Consider the following 15,981-nt stretch of genomic DNA (forward strand, 5'->3'; position numbering starts at 1 on the left):
TCCACGACGCCACCGGCCATACCACGGTCTTTGTCACCCATGACCAGGAAGAGGCGCTGGAGCTTGCCGACCGTGTCGTGGTGATGAGCCAGGGGCGCATCGAACAGGTCGGCACCGCCGACGAGATCTACGACACGCCGAACTCTCCCTTCGTCTACGGCTTCATCGGCGAATCGAGCTCGATCCCGGTCAAGGTCGAGGACGGCCAGGTCTGGATCGCCGACCGCCCGATCGGGCTCTCCGCGCCGCATGCACCGCAAGGCGAAGCGACACTGTACTTCCGCCCGCACGACGTCGATCTGGTGGAAGAATGCAACGGCTGCATCGCTGGCACGGTCGCCGCCAGCCGCCGCGTCGCCGGCACCAGGCGGGTCGAGCTCGAAATCGGCGGCGAACGTCAGCGGGTCGAGATCGAATTGCCCGTCGACCATCCGGCGGCGCAGAAAAGTCGCGTGGCGTTCAGGCCGCGGCGCTGGAAACTTTTTCCGGCTGCTTGATCCTCTATCAGACGCTACACCAGCCAGTTCTCGACCTTCAGGCCTTTGATCCGGTTGAACTCGCCGGTATTGGCGGTCACCAGGGTAGTTCCCAGTGCACAGGCGTGCGCAGCGATAAAAAGGTCGTTTTGGCCGATGGTCTGGCCCCGGCCTTCCAGCTCTGCACGAATCGCGCCGTACTCGGTATCCATCGGCATATCGAGCGGCAAGACAGGAATCTCGGCCAGCAATTCCTCGACCTTCTTCAGCAACTTGGCCGATCCTTTCCTGACGCAGCCATATCGCAGTTCCGAGGCCACCACGATGCTGGTACACACGGCGGCGTCTCCCACGCGCTGCACGGCGCTGGCGGCTTTTCCGGCCGGGTTTCGGATCATGTCGCTGATAATGTTCGTATCCAGCATGAACCGCATCAAAAAAATTCCTCGGATTTGACAGGCATATCGTCGACCTCGGGAAAGTCCTCCTCGGGACCGGGCGGCGCCTCTTTCGCCCATTGCGCGAGCAGCGCCGTGAGGCCAGGTTTGCGAACCGGCTCGATGATCAGGCGGTCGCCTTCACGGCTGATCAAGACCCTTTCGCCGGGAAGTTCGAACTCGACAGGAATGCGCACCGCCTGGCTGCGATTGTTACGAAACAGCTTCGCCTCTTTCGGCGGGGTTGTTGAATGGCGGTGTTGGGGCATGGCGATGGCTCCTTGTATATACCATTTGTATATGCCAGGCAGCGCCGCGATGCAATCGTCTTGCCACCGTTGGCCGGCCGGGAGCCATCGTGCACGCGGACGGCACCGGCACCCCTTCCAAGCTGCCCGGAAGGCCCTTCTTGAAAGAAAAACTAGAAATCGCCCACAACGGGACTACTTTTTCTCGCGATAACGTCGAGGGGCCGCTCTGCGTGCCTCGTCGCGCACGATGCCTTGCCGCTATGGTCCGGCAATTACCGCATGGGAGCCCTGTTTTTATGAAACGATTTTTGCTCGGCGTCGCCACGTTGACCGGCCTGTTCCTCGCATCCTCCCAAGCCTGGTCGGCCGACAGATTGCTGAACGCCTCTTACGATGTCGGCCGCGAACTGTTTGCGCAGGTCAACAAGGCGTTCGTCGCCGGGCACCCCGGCGTGACCATCGATCAGTCGCATGCTGGAACCTCGGCGCAGGCGCGTGCCATCGCCGAAGGCCTCGGCGCCGACGTCGTTACCTTCAACCAGATCATCGACATCGACTTCCTGGTCAAGAAGGGCCTCATCTCCGCCGACTGGCAGAAGGACTTTCCCGACAACGCCTCGCCTTTCTATTCGCTGCCGTCCTTCCTGGTGCGCGCCGGCAATCCGAAGCACATCAAGGATTGGAACGACCTCGTGCGCGACGACGTCCAGGTGATCTTCCCCAATCCGAAAACATCGGGCAATGCGCGTTACACCTATCTCGCGGCCACCGCTTACGCCAAGGAGGCCTTCAAGGGCGACGACACCAAGGTGAAGGAGTTCGTCACCAAGCTGTTCAATAACGTGCCGATCTTCGACACCGGCGGACGCGCTGCGACCACCACCTTCGTGCAGCGCGAGATCGGCGACGTGCTGATCACCTTCGAGTCGGAAACGCGCGGCATCCGCAAGGAGTATGGCGAGGACAAATTCGAGCAGGTGACGCCTTCGGTCAGCCTGCTGGCCGAATTTCCGGTGGCGATCGTCGACACGGTCGCCGACGAGCACGGCACACGCGATCTCGCCAAGACCTATCTCGACTTCCTCTATACCCCGGAGGGCCAGGACATCGCGGCCCGCAACGGCCTGCGGGCTCGCGACGCGGCGGTCGCCGCCAAATACAAGGCTGAGTTTCCCGATGTCCGCCTGCTGACGGTGGAGGACGTCTTCGGCGGCTGGGCCAAGGTCCAGGCCGAGCATTTTGCCGCGGGCGGGCTGCTCGACCAGACTTACGGTAGCCGCTGACGTCTGCAACCTCGCGAACTGATTGAAAGCCGGCTTTGCCGGCTTTCTTCGTTTGCCCGCCGAAATTGCAGTTTCCGCGCGTTCCGGACGCCTGCCTGCCAAAACGTTACGAAGAATCAACGCGTGTGCGCGCAATATGTCGTCAGGCGGCCTGTCTGGGTGAACGGCATCGCACGGCCAAACCGTCATTATTTGCACACAAACAGCCGCCAGATGCGGGTGGTTGGGGCTTAATGGGTTGACTCGGGCATGCTTACAAAAAAAGGCAAATACGGCCTCAAGGCCCTCGTGCATCTGTCCGGCCTGCCGGTCGGCCAGCTCGCATTCGTCAACGATATTGCGGTCGCCAACAACATCCCGAAGAAATTCCTGGATGCCATTCTGGGCGAGTTGCGCAATGCCGGCTTCGTCCAGAGCCGCAAGGGCAAGGACGGCGGTTACCGCCTTGCCCGGCCAGCCTCCGAGATCAAGATCGGCCATGTCGTGCGTGTGCTCGACGGGCCGCTGGCGCCGATCCCTTGCGCCAGCCGCACGCAATACCAGCGCTGCGAGGATTGCGACGAGGCGACCTGCCAGGTCCGCCACATGATGCTGGAGGTGCGTCAGGCGATCGCCGAGGTGCTCGACAACCGCAGCCTTGCCGCCATGCGCGACGCCGACAATGACGATTTCCCGGTCGAGCTGACGTCGCAAATCTAGCGCGCGAACAGGCTCAAGGCAGTCGCGACGACGTCGGCGACCGGACGCGTGCCATCCAAGGTCAAAGCCCCCTCGTCCGTCGCTGGCGGTTCGAGCGTCGCGAACTGGCTGTCGACCAGACTTGCCGGCATGAAATGGCCCTTGCGATTGCCGACGCGCCGCATCGCCGTTGCCGGGTCGATCTCCAGATAGACGAAAACAATATTTGGGCAGAAGCCACGCAGGCGATCGCGGTAGCTGCGCTTCAGCGCCGAGCAGGCGGCGACCACGCCCTGCCCGCTTGCAACCGACGCGGCGATGCGCTGGCCGATCGTATCGAGCCAGCCCTCGCGTAGCGCATCGGTAAGCGGCTCGCCACGTGCCATGCGCGCGACGTTTTCGGGCGGATGCAGCCTGTCGCCTTCGATAAAGAGGGCGCCCAATGCCGCCGCCAGCGCTTCGCCGACGACCGACTTGCCGCAGCCGGCGACGCCCATAACCACCATGGCGGGTGGTGCTCGACCAGTGCTCGCCGGCGGATAAGCCACGTCTTTCCCGGTCATCAGGTCAGCGGCTTGCCGGCGCGCGGCCATAGAGCAGCAGCATGGCGACGATGACGACGCCATAGATGATCTGCCGCCCCGCCTCCGGCATCTGCATGACGGAGAGAATGGATTGCAAAAGCGTGATCAGGATCACGCCGGCGACGGTGCCGAGATAGGAACCGCGCCCGCCGAGGATCGAGGTGCCGCCGAGCACCACGGCGGCGATCGACGGCAACAGATAGGCATCGCCCATCGATTGCGCCGCCTTGGAGGCATAGCCGGCCAAAAGCACGCCGCCGAAGGCGGAGAGCCCGCCCGAAACCGCAAAGGCGATCATCACCACGCGCCGGGTGTCGATACCGGAAAGATAGGCGGCACGCTCGCGGTTGCCGATGCCGTAGACGGTGCGGCCGAAGCCGGTGCGGGTCAGCACGAAGACCATCGCGGCACCGATCAGCGCCCAGATGATGACGGCATTGGGCACGCCCGGAATGGCAAAGCCTGTCGCCAGATAGCGCATCGCCCGGGTCGCGGAATCCTGCGGCGAGAAACCGCCCGTGTAGAGCACCATCAGCCCCTGCGCGACGGCGTTGGTGGCGAGCGTGATGATCATTGAGGGAATGCGCAGATAAGCGACGCCGATGCCGTTGACGATGCCGATCAATACCCCGCAGAAGATGCCGAACGGGATGGCCAGCGCCACGCCGACAGGGCCGTATGCGGCCGCGGCACAAGCCATCATGGCGCCGACGGCCACCGACCAGGGCACCGACAGGTCGATCTGGCCGAGCAGGATGACCAGCATCATGCCGGTGGCGATGACGCCGAGAAACGACGCCACCTTGAGCTGTTGCAGCAGATATTCAGGCGACAGGAAGCTGCGCGAATAGAGGCTGCCGAGGAACAGCAGCAGCACGATGCAGGCGAACGCCGTCAGAACCGCCGGGTCGGCGCGGCGGAGGAATTTCGGCATGCGGCCAGCGAGACCACCTACAGTCGTTTCGCTCACAGGAACCACTCCAGCCGGTTGCGGACCCGAAACAGGGCGAAGGCGCCGAGGCTGACCGCGATCAGCAGGATGACGCCCTGGAACAGTGGCTGCCAGAGCGGATCGAAATCGAATACGAACAGCAGGTCACCAATTGTGCGGAAGGCGAGCGCACCGAAGATCGCGCCGATGGCACTGCCCTTGCCGCCGAACAGCGACACGCCACCGAGCACGACCGCGGCGATCGAAAACAGCGTATAGGCGTTGCCGCTGGCATAGGCGGCATCGCCGGTATAGGTGAAGAACGTCAGGAACAGCCCGCCGATCGCGGCAAGCAGCCCGGCAAGCGCATAGGCGGCGAACTTTCCACGCCGGATCGGCACGCCGGACATGTATGCGGCCATCTCCGACGATCCCGCTGCATAAGCGGCGCGGCCGAGCACCGACCGGCTGAACGGCACCCAGACCACTAGCACAACGGCCAGCAGCACCACCAGGCTCGCCGGCACCACGCCGAACAGGCGCCCGGTCAGCGCGTCGGCGAGGCCCTCGTTGACCGAGCCGCCCGGAAACGGCCGAAGCAGCAGCGCGATGCCGAAATAGACCGCACCGGTGGCGATGGTGGCGACGATCGGCTGCAGGCGTCCATAGATGACGATGGCGCCGTTGATTGCCCCGCACAGCAAGCCGGTGCCCAGCACGGCGAGGACGCCGAAGGCGGTCTCGATGCCGGTGCCGATGACTAGCCATGAGGCCAGGCAATTGGTCAGCGTGAAGATCATGCCGACCGAGAGGTCGATGCCGGCGGTGATCACCACCAGGGTCTGCGCCATCGCGACGAAAGCGAGCAGCACACCCTTGTTCGAGGCCGTCTGGACGACATTGGCGGTGAAACCTGCCGGATGGTTCGAGGTGTAGATGACGAACATGACAACGAAGATGCCGAACGCCAGCAGCGTTCCGCGCTGTTCGGCGAGCCAATAGCGCCAATCCTTCACGCGTCCGCTCCTTGCTTTGGCATCTCTTCGTGAATGTTGAGCGCGCTGGCAATCAGCGCCCGCTCGGTGATTTCGGCGCCGACCAGTTCACGCTTGACCGCCCCGTCATAGAGCACCAGCACGCGGTCGCAGCAGCCGATCAGCTCGTCATAGTCGGTCGAATAAAACAGAATCGCTGCGCCTTGATCGGCAAGCTTGCGCATCAACTGGTAGAGCTCCTGCTTGGTGCCGACGTCGATACCGCGCGTCGGGTCGTTGAGCAGGATGATGCGCGGCTGCCGCATCAGCCATTTGGCGATGACGACCTTCTGCTGATTGCCGCCGGACAGCGCACCGACTGGAATGTCGAGTCCGGCCGTCTTGATCGCCAGAAGTCCGACCATGTCGTCGATCAGTCGCTGCTCGGCGGCGCGATCGATGACGCCGGCCCTGGACAGCCGGTCGAGGGCGGCGAAGGAGAGGTTTTCGCGCACCGTCATCGGCAGCATCAACCCTTCGGTCTTGCGGTCCTCCGGGATCAGCGCCATGCCGATCCGGTCATCGCGCGCGGCGGCCGGGCTGGCGATCGCCACCGGTCTGCCGTCGATCAGGATCTGGCCTGACAGGCCGCGCAGCACACCGAAGAAGGCGAGCAGCAATTCGCGCTGGCCCTGGCCGTCGAGGCCGCCAAGGCCGACCACCTCGCCCGCCCCGACCGACAGCGAGACATCGTGCAGCCGATCCGTCCACGACAGGCTGCGCGCCTCCAGAACCGGCGTGGCTGCAGCAGCCGCCCGCGCGGGCTTGGGCGGAAAGATGTGGCTGTATTCGCGCCCGATCATCAGTTCGACGACCTCATTGTCGCTTTTTGTGCCGGCGGCGTAGCTGGCGACATTGCGGCCATTGCGGAACACCGTGCACTGGTCGGCAAGTTCAGCGATCTCGTTCATGCGGTGCGAAATGTAGAGCAGCGCCAGCCCTTCCGAACGCAGCCGCTTCAACACCGCGAAAACCCTGGCGACGTCGGCCGCGGTCAGTGCCGAGGTCGCCTCGTCGAGGATCAGGATGCGCGGCTTGCGCGCCAGCGCCTTGGCGATCTCGACCATCTGCCTTCTTGAAAGAGGAAGATCCTTGACCAACGCGAGCGGATGGATATCGGAGGCGCCGGCGCGAGCAAGAGCTTCCTCCGCAATGCGGCGCTGTGCCTTGCGGTCGATCATGCCGAAGCGTTTGGGCGGATCGGAAATGACGATGTTGTCGGCAACGCTGAGTTCCGGGACGAGCGACAGTTCCTGGAAGATGCAGACGATGCCGGCCTGATTGGCGGCGGCCGGCGAAGCGAAGGTAACCTCGCTTCCGTCCAGCATCATGCTGCCCTCGTCGGGCGCGACGACCCCCGCCATAACCTTGATCAGCGTCGATTTGCCGGCGCCGTTCTCGCCGAGAATGGCGTGGATGCTGCCGGGAGTGACCGAAAGCTCGGCCTTTTCCAGCGCCCGCACGCCGCCGTAGCGCTTGGAAATGCCTTCCATACGGAAGAGCGAAACCGCACCGTCCATCGGCCCTCCCAAGGCGCTTGGCGATCAGGATGTCGAGCGCCGACGCCGCAGGATTTCCCGCGGCGTCGGGCTGTTGGAGTTTACTGGTTTTCTTTGCTCTGGCCCATGATTTCCTGCGCTGTGAAATTGATGCCGCAGGTCGGGAAGGAATTGCCGACGAAGAAATTGTCGGATTGATCGGGGAAGTAGTCCTGGCCTTCCTTGAAGTTCGGATCCTCGACGATAGCCAGCGGCAGCTTGATCGCTTGCGGCACGACCTGGCCCTCAAGTGCTGCAATCGCCGTCTTGATGGCAACCGCCACCTGAGCCGGTCCGGTACCGGCCGACGAGCATTTCAGGCCGTCAGCGGCGAACTTGGCGCAGAATTTGCGGAAGCCGTTCTCCGTCTCGCCGCCGAACGGCACGAACGGATGCTTGGCATCGATCATCGCCTGCACGATGCCGGTATCGCCGCCCTGCCCGGTAACGCCGTCGAAGGGGCCGTTGGTGGCAATAGCGTCGGCCGAGGCCTTTTGCGCAACGCCGTCATCCCACTTGCCGACGACTTCGGTGACGTCCCATTTCTTGCCGGACGCGTCGAGAACTTCATGGATGCCGGTGTGGCGGTCGGTGTCGACGGAGGTGCCAGCCACGCCGCGCACTTCCAGGACCTTGCCGCCGTTCGGCACGTGTTTGACCAGCCAGTTGCCCCACAATTCGCCAAGGCCTTTCTGGTCGACATTGACGTTGATGGCATCCTTGGTGTCGAGAATGTTGTCGAAGGCGACCAGCACGACGCCGGCTTCCTTGGCCCGCTTGATGACAGGGCCGAATGCGGTCGGGTTCTGGGCATTGACGACAATCGCGTCATAGCCGGAATCGATGAAATTGTTGATTGCCGAGATCTGGGCCGGCACGTCTTCGCCGGTCGAGACCACCTTGAATTCCTTGAGCTTGGCCGCGACCTCCGGCTGCGCTGCATAGGCCTTCGCCGTCTGCACCATCTGGATGCGCCAGGTGTTGGCGATGTAGCCGTTGGCCAAAGCGATGCGGTACGGGCCGTCTTTTTTGGGGAACTTGAAGAACTGCGTGTCGGCCGACCAGGGCGCGAAGCACTCAGGCTCGGCCGACGGCCCCTTGACGATTTCAGGATCGGCGATCGCCGACGAGCTCAGCATGACAAAAGCAGTGGCGGCAACGATACCGCCAACGAGTGACTTGATCATCGATATTCCTCCCAGTTGCAGTTTTGTTTGTTGTTACGTCGATGAATTTGCGCGTTCTCGGCCCGGCACCTCCCGCCATTTCCGTTGCGCGTTCAGGTGGCCGAATGCCGACCCGATTTCCTCCTTTATTGCCCGGCTAATCCCGCAAAAACTATCATATTATACATAATAAACAAGCATGAGCTGTCGATTATATATAATAAACAGCCTCCGATATTCGGAGCGAAGTACCGCCAGCTGACAATTGGTAGCGCTACCATGACGTTGTGTAAAGCGCCATTTACATTGCGTTGAAGCTCGCCTCAGCGCGCCGTGCTTTCACGTCGCTTGAGTTCGAAGCCGAGGTCGACGACCCGCTGCTCTGGCCTGTTGCCTTCGATAGCCGCTAACGCCATGGCGACCGCCCGCCGGCCGATCTCGTAACGGTAGGTCCGAACGCTGGTGACCGACGGAAAGGCCACCTCCATCATGTCGAGATCGTTGAAGCCGACGATGCCGACCGTCTTCGGCACGGCGATCGAAGCGCGATGGCATTCGAACAACACGCCAAGCGCGATATCGTCATTGTTGCAGAATACGCCGTCCAGGCTCGGCACCTTGGCCAGCGCGTCGCGGAACAATTCGCGCCCGAGCGTGACGCTGGACGGCACCGGCGTTGTCGTGATGAGACGCGCGTCGAACAGGCCGGCCGCGTCCATCGCCGCGCGATAGCCGGCCAGACGTCGCTGCGAGCGCGGGTCCATGCGCGCACCGATGAAGCCGATCCGGCGATAGCCCGCCTCGATCAGATGTTCCGCTGCCGCCTTGCCGCCCTCGAAATGCGAGAAACCAACCATCAAGTCGACCGGATCGGGCCCGGTCTCCATCACCTGCACCACCGGGCAGCCCGCCGTTTCCAGCAGTTTTCGCGACGCCGGCGTCTGGTCGATGCCGGCCACGATCAGCGCCGCAGGGCGTTGCGGCCCAAACACCTGCAACAGCCGCTCTTCCTCGAGGCCGGAATAGTGGGTATTGCCGAGCTGGATGCGGAAAGGGCCGTCCGACAGGCTGTCGTAGATGCCGCGCACCACTTCGGCAAAGACGTTGTTGGTAAGCGACGGCACCAGAACGCCAAACACTTCGGCGCGCGCCGAAGCCAGCGCCCGTGCATTTGGGTCGGGCACATAGCCGAGCTCATTCACGGCGGACTCGATCTGGCGGCGCAGATCTTCCGACACACGCCCGGGCTCACGCACGGCGCGCGATACGGTAATGGCGCCGACGCCGGCCTTGCGGGCGACGTCGGCGATGGTCGGGCGGCCGCCGCCGCGGCGTGAGCGCGGCTTGATCACCGCAATGGTCCCGACGCCGGGCAACCGCCCAGACGCGACCGTGAAACGATGTTCAGCGTCTTTGCCACTGCTGCCATGCCAACCTGGCCCGTTGCCACACCTTGTCTGGCGTCGCGCAGCCTTCGGCTATTGTCAAGCGACGGCGGAGAGACTGTATCCGTACCGCCGTGCTTCAGGCCATCACAGCAGCGCTGCGCCGCGCCTTCCACAGCAGCAGCACCATGGCCAAAATGTTCAGCAGGTTCCAGGCAATGCCGTTGAGGAATGCGGCGGCATAGGAACCGGTCAAATCGTAGATCCAACCCGACATCCAGCCGCCGATAGCCATGCCGAAGATGGTCGCCATCATGACGATGCCGACGCGCTGGCCGGCTTCTTTGGCAGGCATATATTCGCGCACGATGATCGCATAACAGGGCACGATGCCGCCCTGCGACAGGCCGAAAACCAGCGAGACGACATAGAGCGAGGCAAGCCCGTCGAAGGGGATGTAGAACAACAGCGACAGGCATTGCAGCACCGAGCCGATCAGCAGGGTTTTCACCCCGCCAATGCGATCGGCAAGGAAGCCGGAGCCAAGCCGGCTGACGACGCCTGCCGCCAGCATGATCGACAGCATATCGGCGCCATGCGCCACGCCGTAGCCGAGATCCATGCAGTAGGCGACGATATGCACCTGCGGCATCGACATCGCCACGCAGCAGCCGAGCCCGGCGACGATGAGCAGCGCCTGCAAGGCCGCCGGCGACAGCGAGATCGGCTGGACCACGCGGCTGCCCGGCGATCCGGGAGCCGCCTGGGGCGGTGCGCCGCGCCGGAGCAGCAGGATCAGCGGCACCATGGCCGCAAGGCAAACGACGCCGATCGCGGCATAGGTGAAGCGCCAGCCTTCGGTCTGCATGACATAGGGCATCGCCGTCGGCCAGATCGCTCCGGCGAGATAGTTGCCGGACGCGGCTGTCGTCACCGCGACGCCGCGGCGTCGGTTGAACCAGTGCGAGATGTCGGCAATCAGCGGCCCGAAGATCGCCGACGTGCCGACGCCGATCAACAGCCCTTGGACGAGGGTGAACTGCAGGATTGAACTGGTCAGCGACGCCAGCAGGAAACCGGCGCCAAGCGCAATCGCGGCAATCAGCGCCGGGATCCAATATCCCATGCGGTCGATGGCGCGGCCGACCAGCACATTGCCGGCGGCGAAGCCGACCATGGTCGCGGTGTATGGCATCGAGGCAGCGGCGCGATCGACGCCGAATTCTGCCTGCACGGCTGGCAGCACCACGACCACCGCCCACATGCCGACCCCGCCGATCGTTGCCAGCAGCATCGAGATGCCGAGACGCATCCAAGCATAAGCACTGTCGATGCCGGAACTTCCTGCCTGGCTTGAGACGATTGGGGTCAAGAGCGTTTCCTGTCCGCAGTTCTTAAATCGGCGGTTCTGACCACTATCGGCGCATTCGCATCGCCGAGCAGCGCCACGACAGGCAAATCCGTGGCTCCAGGGATTCAGGCCGGAGTGGAACAGGGGTGCGCCATAAGGCGTTTTCCCGGCAACGAACTTGTGGAAGGAGTTTGCCATGACCGCGCAACGGAAATGGTCTGCCGACGTCACCGAGCACAGCGACGCGCTGGACCTCGAGGAGCACATCTTCGAATCCCACGATCCGAGGAAGATCGCTGCCTCGTTGAAGCGATCGGCCGAGCACAGCGATCGGCGCAAGGCGGGGCCGTTTCAATCCGCCATGTCGATGCTGAATTTCTACATCAACCGCGCCGGCAAGAACCTGCCGGCGGCGCAGAAGAAAGTGTTGGAGGACGCAAAGGACGAACTGCGTGCCCTCTTCGGACGCCCGAGAGAAGATTAGAGCAATTCGGTTTTCCGTCCGGAATTGCGTCAAAACAAAAGATAGACCGGTTCGGCGTTTCCGTGAAACGATGAACCGTCCTAGCGGATCGACTTACCTCGATTTGATGACGCTGTCGGTATTGGCCAACAGTTTGCGCACCGCATTCCGCGCCGCGTCCGGCCGCTGCAGGCGGATGCTCTTCTCGATCGCCTCATGCAGCCTCTGCGCATGCTGCAAATCGTCCAGTTCGCGCGTCGTAAAAGCGAACAGATGATCGAATGCCGATTCGATCAGCACACCGAGCGGCACCAGCAGATCGTTGCCCGAGGCCCGCAGGATGGCGAGGTGAAAACGCGTGTCGGCACGGGTCCGCTCCTGCAGGTTCGTCGCCTCGCCCATCTCGCGGCAGGCCTGGCTGATCTCGGCCATCTGCTCGTCGGTGCGCCGCATCGCGGCAAAGGCGCTAGCCTCCGGCTCGATGATGTGGCGGAATTCCTGCACGGTCCTGAGGAACACCTCGCGGTCCGGCGAGGTCGCATACCAGGCCAGCACGTCGCGATCGAGCAGGTTCCAGCGTTCCTTCGGCTCGACCCAGCTGCCGATCTTCGGGCGTGACGCCAGCAGGCTCTTCGCCATCAGCATTTTTATGGCTTCGCGGACCGCCGAGCGGCTGACGTCGAAGGTCTCGGACCATTTGGCCTCGTTGGGCAGGATGGTTCCCGGCGGATAGTCGCCGCGCACGATTCTCAGCCCGATTTCGTTGGCCAGCGACGCGTGCACGCTCGACCCCGGCATGCGCGCCGCATCGGCCCGGCGAATACCGCTCGTGCGCTCGGCAGACGCCTCGGCCGCTGTCTTTCCCTTATTCGGCTTCGCGTCCCGCATAGCTCCACAAAGTCCGGATTTGGAGGCGTGTCAAGGAGATGAAATCGACGGCAGTGTCTCAGTTTGAATTTCCGCATCCGTCCCCTTGCGGACACCGCGCTTTGCCGAGCGTTCAGGCCGGAGAGGTATGAACGACTTCTCTTTGTTCCGACTGAATTCCTCGATCAGGAAATCAAGGAAGACGCGGATTTTCGGGGCAAGATGTTGCCGTGCCGGATAGACCGCATACAGTGTGGTTTCGACCTTGTTCCAGTCATCCAGAGCCGATTGCAGCCGGCCTGCTTTCAGGTCGCTCTCGACATAGGGATAGGGGATCAGACTGACGCCGAAGCCGGCGCGCAACGCATCGCGCACAGCAAGGCTTGAGGAGACCGAATATCGTCCGTCGATGGCGATCCGCTCGGTGCGGCCGTCCTTGCGGAACTCCCATATGTCCGCATGCCCCGAAAGGCTGAACCGGATGCAATTAGCCATCTTCAAGTCGGAAGGCGTTTTAGGCCGACCATGCTGCTCAAAATAAACCGGAGCTGCGCAAAGCACATGCGGCATGACCGCAAGCGTTCTCGCGACCAGGCTGGAATCCTCAAGATTGTCGCTGCCGCGAACGGCAAGGTCAAATCCCTCCCGCACGATATCGACGCGCCTGTCATCAAGGTGCAGATCGAGTTTCAAATCGGGATAGCGCGATAGAAACTCGGGAATGGCAGCCGAAAGCCGTGTCAACGTGACAGTCATCGGCGCGCTGACCCGCAACGTGCCGCTCGGCGCCGTCTTGATCGGACCGAGGACCTGGTCGGCCCTGGCCAGCGCATCGAGCCCATGCGTGACATGCTCCAGATAAATCCTGCCTTCTTCGGTCAGGGCCATGCGCCGCGTCGTCCGGTTGATGAGCCGCACGGCCAGATGCGCCTCCAACTCGGCGATGTTCTTGCTGATGGCGGGGGGAGAGAGACCGAGCCGCCGTCCGGCTTCGGCAAAGCTGTTCAGTTCCGCAACATGGCGGAAAACCTGCAACGCAGTCAGGCGATCCATCGCACTATTCTCTTTCAGTAAACAATGTCTTTCAATTGTTGCATATTATCCCTCGTTGGTAAATTCTATATCTGCTTCCCGAACGGCTTACTCAGGTTCGGAATGACATGATGACCAACCCCACAATCTCCCTTATCGAGCGACGCATGTCGGCCAATCGGTTCGATGCCTCGCACGCATTGACGGATACCGAGGTCGAGGAACTGGCACGTCTCGCAACGCGCGCGCCAACCGCCTACAACCTTCAGAATTGGCGGTTCATCGCCGTGCGGACGCCGGAAGCAAAGGCGCGGTTGCGCAGCCTCGCCCATGGCCAGACCAAGGTGCAGGAGGCAGCCGTCACCTTCATCATATGCGGCGTACTGCCCGACCACGCTGCCCTTACCGCAAGGCTGCTTCCTTTCGTGGAAGCCGGCTTCATGCCGGCGGATATGGCTTCGGGCTGGCAGGAAGGCGCCCACGAACAATATGCCGATCCTCGGGCAGCCCGTGATGAAGCCGTGCGCTCGGCAGCGCTTGGCGCTGCAACGCTGATTTTTGCGGCCGAAGCGCTGGGCCTCGTCTCCGGTCCGATGGCCGGCTTCGATGCCGAAGGCGTGGCACGCGAGTTTGGCCTTGGGCCGAATGAAGTGCCGGTGATGCTCGTCGCAGTCGGCCGCGCCGCGTCCGGAAACTGGCCGCAAAAGCCTCGCCGCCCTCTTGCCGAAGTTCTGGAGATCTTATGACAACGCGCCGTTTCGATCTGTTGCTTACAGCGACAGCACCCGCAATATGGGCAGTACCTATATCGTCACCACCGAGTTCCTGCCGAATTTTTCGCCGATGACGGTCGCAATGCTGCGTGCCTTGCCCGCCGGATTGCTGCTGCTCGCGATCGTCCGGCAACTGCCAACGGGCATCTGGTGGCTACGCAGTTGCGTGCTCGGAGCCCTCAACATCTCGATCTTCCTGAGCATGTTGTTTGTCGCCGCCTACCGGCTTCCGGGCGGGGTCGCCGCGACCGTGCTGTCGGTCCAGCCGTTGATGGTGATTTTCCTTGCCGCTGCCCTGCTTGACAGCCCTGTCCGTCGGTTGGCGATCGTCGCCGCCCTTGTCGGGATCGCAGGTGTCGCATTGCTGGTGCTGACCCCGAATGCGCTCGATGCGGTCGGCGTTGCCGCCGGCCTCGCCGGGGCGGCCTCCATGGCCTTCGGAAGCGTATTGGCCCGTAAGTGGCAACCGCCAGTATCGCTGCTTACCTTCACGGCATGGCAACTGACCGCCGGCGGTCTGCTGCTCGTTCCAGTGGCTCTGCTTTTCGAGCCTTCCATCCCGCTCCCGACCGGCGCCAACCTGCTTGGACTGGCGTGGCTCGGGCTGATCGGTGCGGCGCTGACCTATGTCCTCTGGTTCCGGGGCATTGCGCGACTGGAATCCGCAGTGGTGTCATCGCTGCTTTTCCTCAGCCCGGTGACCGCCGTGCTGCTTGGATGGGTATTCCTGGATCAGACGCTGACCTTGCCTCAGATCGCCGGCGTCGTTTTCGTCATCGGCAGCATCTGGCTGGCTCAACGCCCCAAGCGCAACGAGTCCTGAGCCTAATGCATGTCGCGCAAAAGTGTGCAGCGGTTTGCGATAACGACATGCATAAAACAAGAACCTAAAGCGCGTCGCATGAGGCCGGTCGAACGCGACGCGCTTTAGGTTGTTGACTTGTGTCGGCGGATTGTTCGGCACTATGATCAAGCGGCACTGCCGGAGGATTTGGATGCCACAACGCCCTTATGATGAGCGCCTGCTCCGTCAGGCGTTCGAAGTCGCGCGCAAGGCCCGCGATGCTGGCGAACATCCCTTTGGTTCGCTCCTCGCTGACAAAGACGGCAATGTGTTGCGCGAGCAGCCCAACGGTTACAAAGCCGGAGGGGGCGACCGCACCGCTCATGCCGAAAGGCTGCTGGCCTCGTGGGCGGGGATGAATTTCAGTCTCGAAAAGCTGGCCTCTTGCACACTCTACACTTCGGCCGAACCTTGCGCGATGTGCTCCGGGACAATCTATTGGGCGGGCATCGGACGGGTCGTCTTTGGGCAGAGCGAACATGACCTCAAGGGGTTGACGGGCGCACACGTCGAGAATCCCACACTCGACCTGCCCTGCAGGATCGTCTTCGAAGCTGGGCAGCGTCCGACTGAAGTCGTCGGCCCGCTGCTTGCCGATGAAGCGGCGCAACTCCAGGCCGAATTCTGGAAAGACAAGTAGGGTCAGGACTCATTGATTCAGAGGAAGAGGTGACTGCTGACGTGGACAACGACCTAGCGTTCGGACCCAAGGGCTACGACACCAATGCCATCCGCCATAAGGTCGAGGGCAGAGGGACGATGCCGAACATCCCGCCGAAGGCTAACCGGCGCTGGAAAAACTGCTTCTCACCGTTCCTCTACCGCGAGCGCAACGCCATCGAGCGCATGTTCAGGCGCCTCAAGGATTTCCGCCGCATCGCCACTCGG

17 protein-coding genes and 2 pseudogenes are annotated in these 15,981 nt (G+C 62.7%); 8 read left to right on the forward strand and 11 right to left on the reverse strand.

Annotated elements, in window-relative coordinates:
• The coding region (locus NKJ08_RS35440; protein WP_352785848.1) for a TOBE-like domain-containing protein at positions 1-497 on the forward strand (497 nt) is incomplete at its 5' end.
• Between the two features lie 14 nt (positions 498-511).
• Here NKJ08_RS35440 and NKJ08_RS35445 read toward each other — a convergent pair.
• A complete protein-coding gene (locus tag NKJ08_RS35445) occupies positions 512-910 on the reverse strand; it encodes a type II toxin-antitoxin system VapC family toxin (RefSeq protein WP_502895992.1) in 399 nt (132 codons plus the stop codon).
• On the reverse strand, positions 910-1,182 hold the full coding sequence (locus NKJ08_RS35450; RefSeq protein WP_352531826.1) for an antitoxin: 273 nt from the start codon (positions 1,180-1,182) through the stop codon (positions 910-912). The genes NKJ08_RS35445 and NKJ08_RS35450 overlap by 1 nt, the downstream gene beginning before the upstream one ends.
• A 278-nt stretch (positions 1,183-1,460) precedes the next feature.
• On the opposite strand from NKJ08_RS35450, the gene NKJ08_RS35455 reads away from it, so the two are divergent.
• Together NKJ08_RS35455 and NKJ08_RS35460 are read left to right on the forward strand one after the other, a co-directional pair.
• Positions 1,461-2,447 (forward strand): sulfate ABC transporter substrate-binding protein, encoded by a 987-nt coding sequence (locus NKJ08_RS35455; RefSeq protein WP_352531824.1) that lies wholly within the window; start codon positions 1,461-1,463, stop codon positions 2,445-2,447.
• Between the two features lie 249 nt (positions 2,448-2,696).
• On the forward strand, positions 2,697-3,146 hold the full coding sequence (locus tag NKJ08_RS35460) for an RrF2 family transcriptional regulator (RefSeq protein ID WP_352531822.1): 450 nt from the start codon (positions 2,697-2,699) through the stop codon (positions 3,144-3,146).
• On the opposite strand, the gene NKJ08_RS35465 is transcribed toward NKJ08_RS35460, so the two are convergent.
• The 7 genes from NKJ08_RS35465 to NKJ08_RS35495 all read right to left on the reverse strand — a co-directional run bounded on the left by NKJ08_RS35465 (position 3,143) and on the right by NKJ08_RS35495 (position 11,075).
• Positions 3,143-3,622, reverse strand: a complete 480-nt coding sequence (locus tag NKJ08_RS35465) for a gluconokinase (RefSeq protein ID WP_352776660.1) — start codon at positions 3,620-3,622, stop codon at positions 3,143-3,145. The genes NKJ08_RS35460 and NKJ08_RS35465 overlap by 4 nt on opposite strands.
• Positions 3,623-3,692: 70 nt before the next feature.
• Positions 3,693-4,679, reverse strand: coding sequence for an ABC transporter permease (locus tag NKJ08_RS35470; RefSeq protein WP_352531818.1), 987 nt, complete (start codon positions 4,677-4,679; stop codon positions 3,693-3,695).
• Entirely contained in the window at positions 4,676-5,656 is a 981-nt protein-coding gene (locus NKJ08_RS35475) for an ABC transporter permease (protein ID WP_352531816.1), read from the reverse strand. Before NKJ08_RS35475 ends, NKJ08_RS35470 begins: the two co-directional genes overlap by 4 nt.
• The gene (locus NKJ08_RS35480) at positions 5,653-7,194 is read right to left on the reverse strand and encodes a sugar ABC transporter ATP-binding protein (RefSeq protein ID WP_352531814.1); all 1,542 of its coding nucleotides are present in this window, start codon (positions 7,192-7,194) and stop codon (positions 5,653-5,655) included. Before NKJ08_RS35480 ends, NKJ08_RS35475 begins: the two co-directional genes overlap by 4 nt.
• Positions 7,195-7,274: 80 nt before the next feature.
• Positions 7,275-8,399, reverse strand: a complete 1,125-nt coding sequence (locus NKJ08_RS35485; RefSeq protein WP_352531812.1) for a sugar ABC transporter substrate-binding protein — start codon at positions 8,397-8,399, stop codon at positions 7,275-7,277.
• Between the two features lie 302 nt (positions 8,400-8,701).
• Positions 8,702-9,730 carry an HTH-type transcriptional regulator GntR gene (gene gntR, locus NKJ08_RS35490; protein WP_352785856.1) on the reverse strand — a complete coding sequence of 343 codons (1,029 nt, stop codon included), beginning with the start codon at positions 9,728-9,730 and terminating at the stop codon, positions 8,702-8,704.
• A 172-nt stretch (positions 9,731-9,902) separates the two neighbouring features.
• Positions 9,903-11,075 carry an MFS transporter gene (locus NKJ08_RS35495; protein ID WP_352531834.1) on the reverse strand — a complete coding sequence of 391 codons (1,173 nt, stop codon included), beginning with the start codon at positions 11,073-11,075 and terminating at the stop codon, positions 9,903-9,905.
• A 235-nt stretch (positions 11,076-11,310) separates the two neighbouring features.
• Here NKJ08_RS35495 and NKJ08_RS35500 point away from each other — a divergent pair, with 235 nt between their 5' ends.
• Entirely contained in the window at positions 11,311-11,598 is a 288-nt protein-coding gene (locus tag NKJ08_RS35500) for a DUF3175 domain-containing protein (RefSeq protein WP_352531808.1), read from the forward strand.
• Between the two features lie 93 nt (positions 11,599-11,691).
• Here NKJ08_RS35500 and NKJ08_RS35505 read toward each other — a convergent pair whose 3' ends face one another.
• Both NKJ08_RS35505 and NKJ08_RS35510 read right to left on the reverse strand, forming a co-directional pair.
• A complete protein-coding gene (locus NKJ08_RS35505; protein ID WP_352531806.1) occupies positions 11,692-12,465 on the reverse strand; it encodes a FadR/GntR family transcriptional regulator in 774 nt (257 codons plus the stop codon).
• Positions 12,466-12,495: 30 nt separating this feature from the next.
• Positions 12,496-13,497, reverse strand: a complete 1,002-nt coding sequence (locus NKJ08_RS35510; RefSeq protein ID WP_352531804.1) for a LysR family transcriptional regulator — start codon at positions 13,495-13,497, stop codon at positions 12,496-12,498.
• Between the two features lie 110 nt (positions 13,498-13,607).
• Here NKJ08_RS35510 and NKJ08_RS35515 point away from each other — a divergent pair, with 110 nt between their 5' ends.
• The 4 genes and pseudogenes from NKJ08_RS35515 to NKJ08_RS35530 form a co-directional block, all read left to right on the forward strand.
• Positions 13,608-14,222 (forward strand): nitroreductase family protein, encoded by a 615-nt coding sequence (locus NKJ08_RS35515; protein WP_352776528.1) that lies wholly within the window; start codon positions 13,608-13,610, stop codon positions 14,220-14,222.
• Positions 14,219-15,072: pseudogene (locus NKJ08_RS35520) on the forward strand (EamA family transporter). Before NKJ08_RS35515 ends, NKJ08_RS35520 begins: the two are co-directional and overlap by 4 nt.
• A gap of 172 nt (positions 15,073-15,244) precedes the next feature.
• Positions 15,245-15,733, forward strand: coding sequence for a nucleoside deaminase (locus NKJ08_RS35525; protein WP_352531833.1), 489 nt, complete (start codon positions 15,245-15,247; stop codon positions 15,731-15,733).
• A gap of 65 nt (positions 15,734-15,798) precedes the next feature.
• A pseudogene (locus tag NKJ08_RS35530) lies at positions 15,799-15,981 on the forward strand (IS5/IS1182 family transposase); the annotation flags it as partial.

This window comes from Mesorhizobium sp. M0244, from assembly GCF_040321795.1.
Classification (GTDB): domain Bacteria; phylum Pseudomonadota; class Alphaproteobacteria; order Rhizobiales; family Rhizobiaceae; genus Mesorhizobium.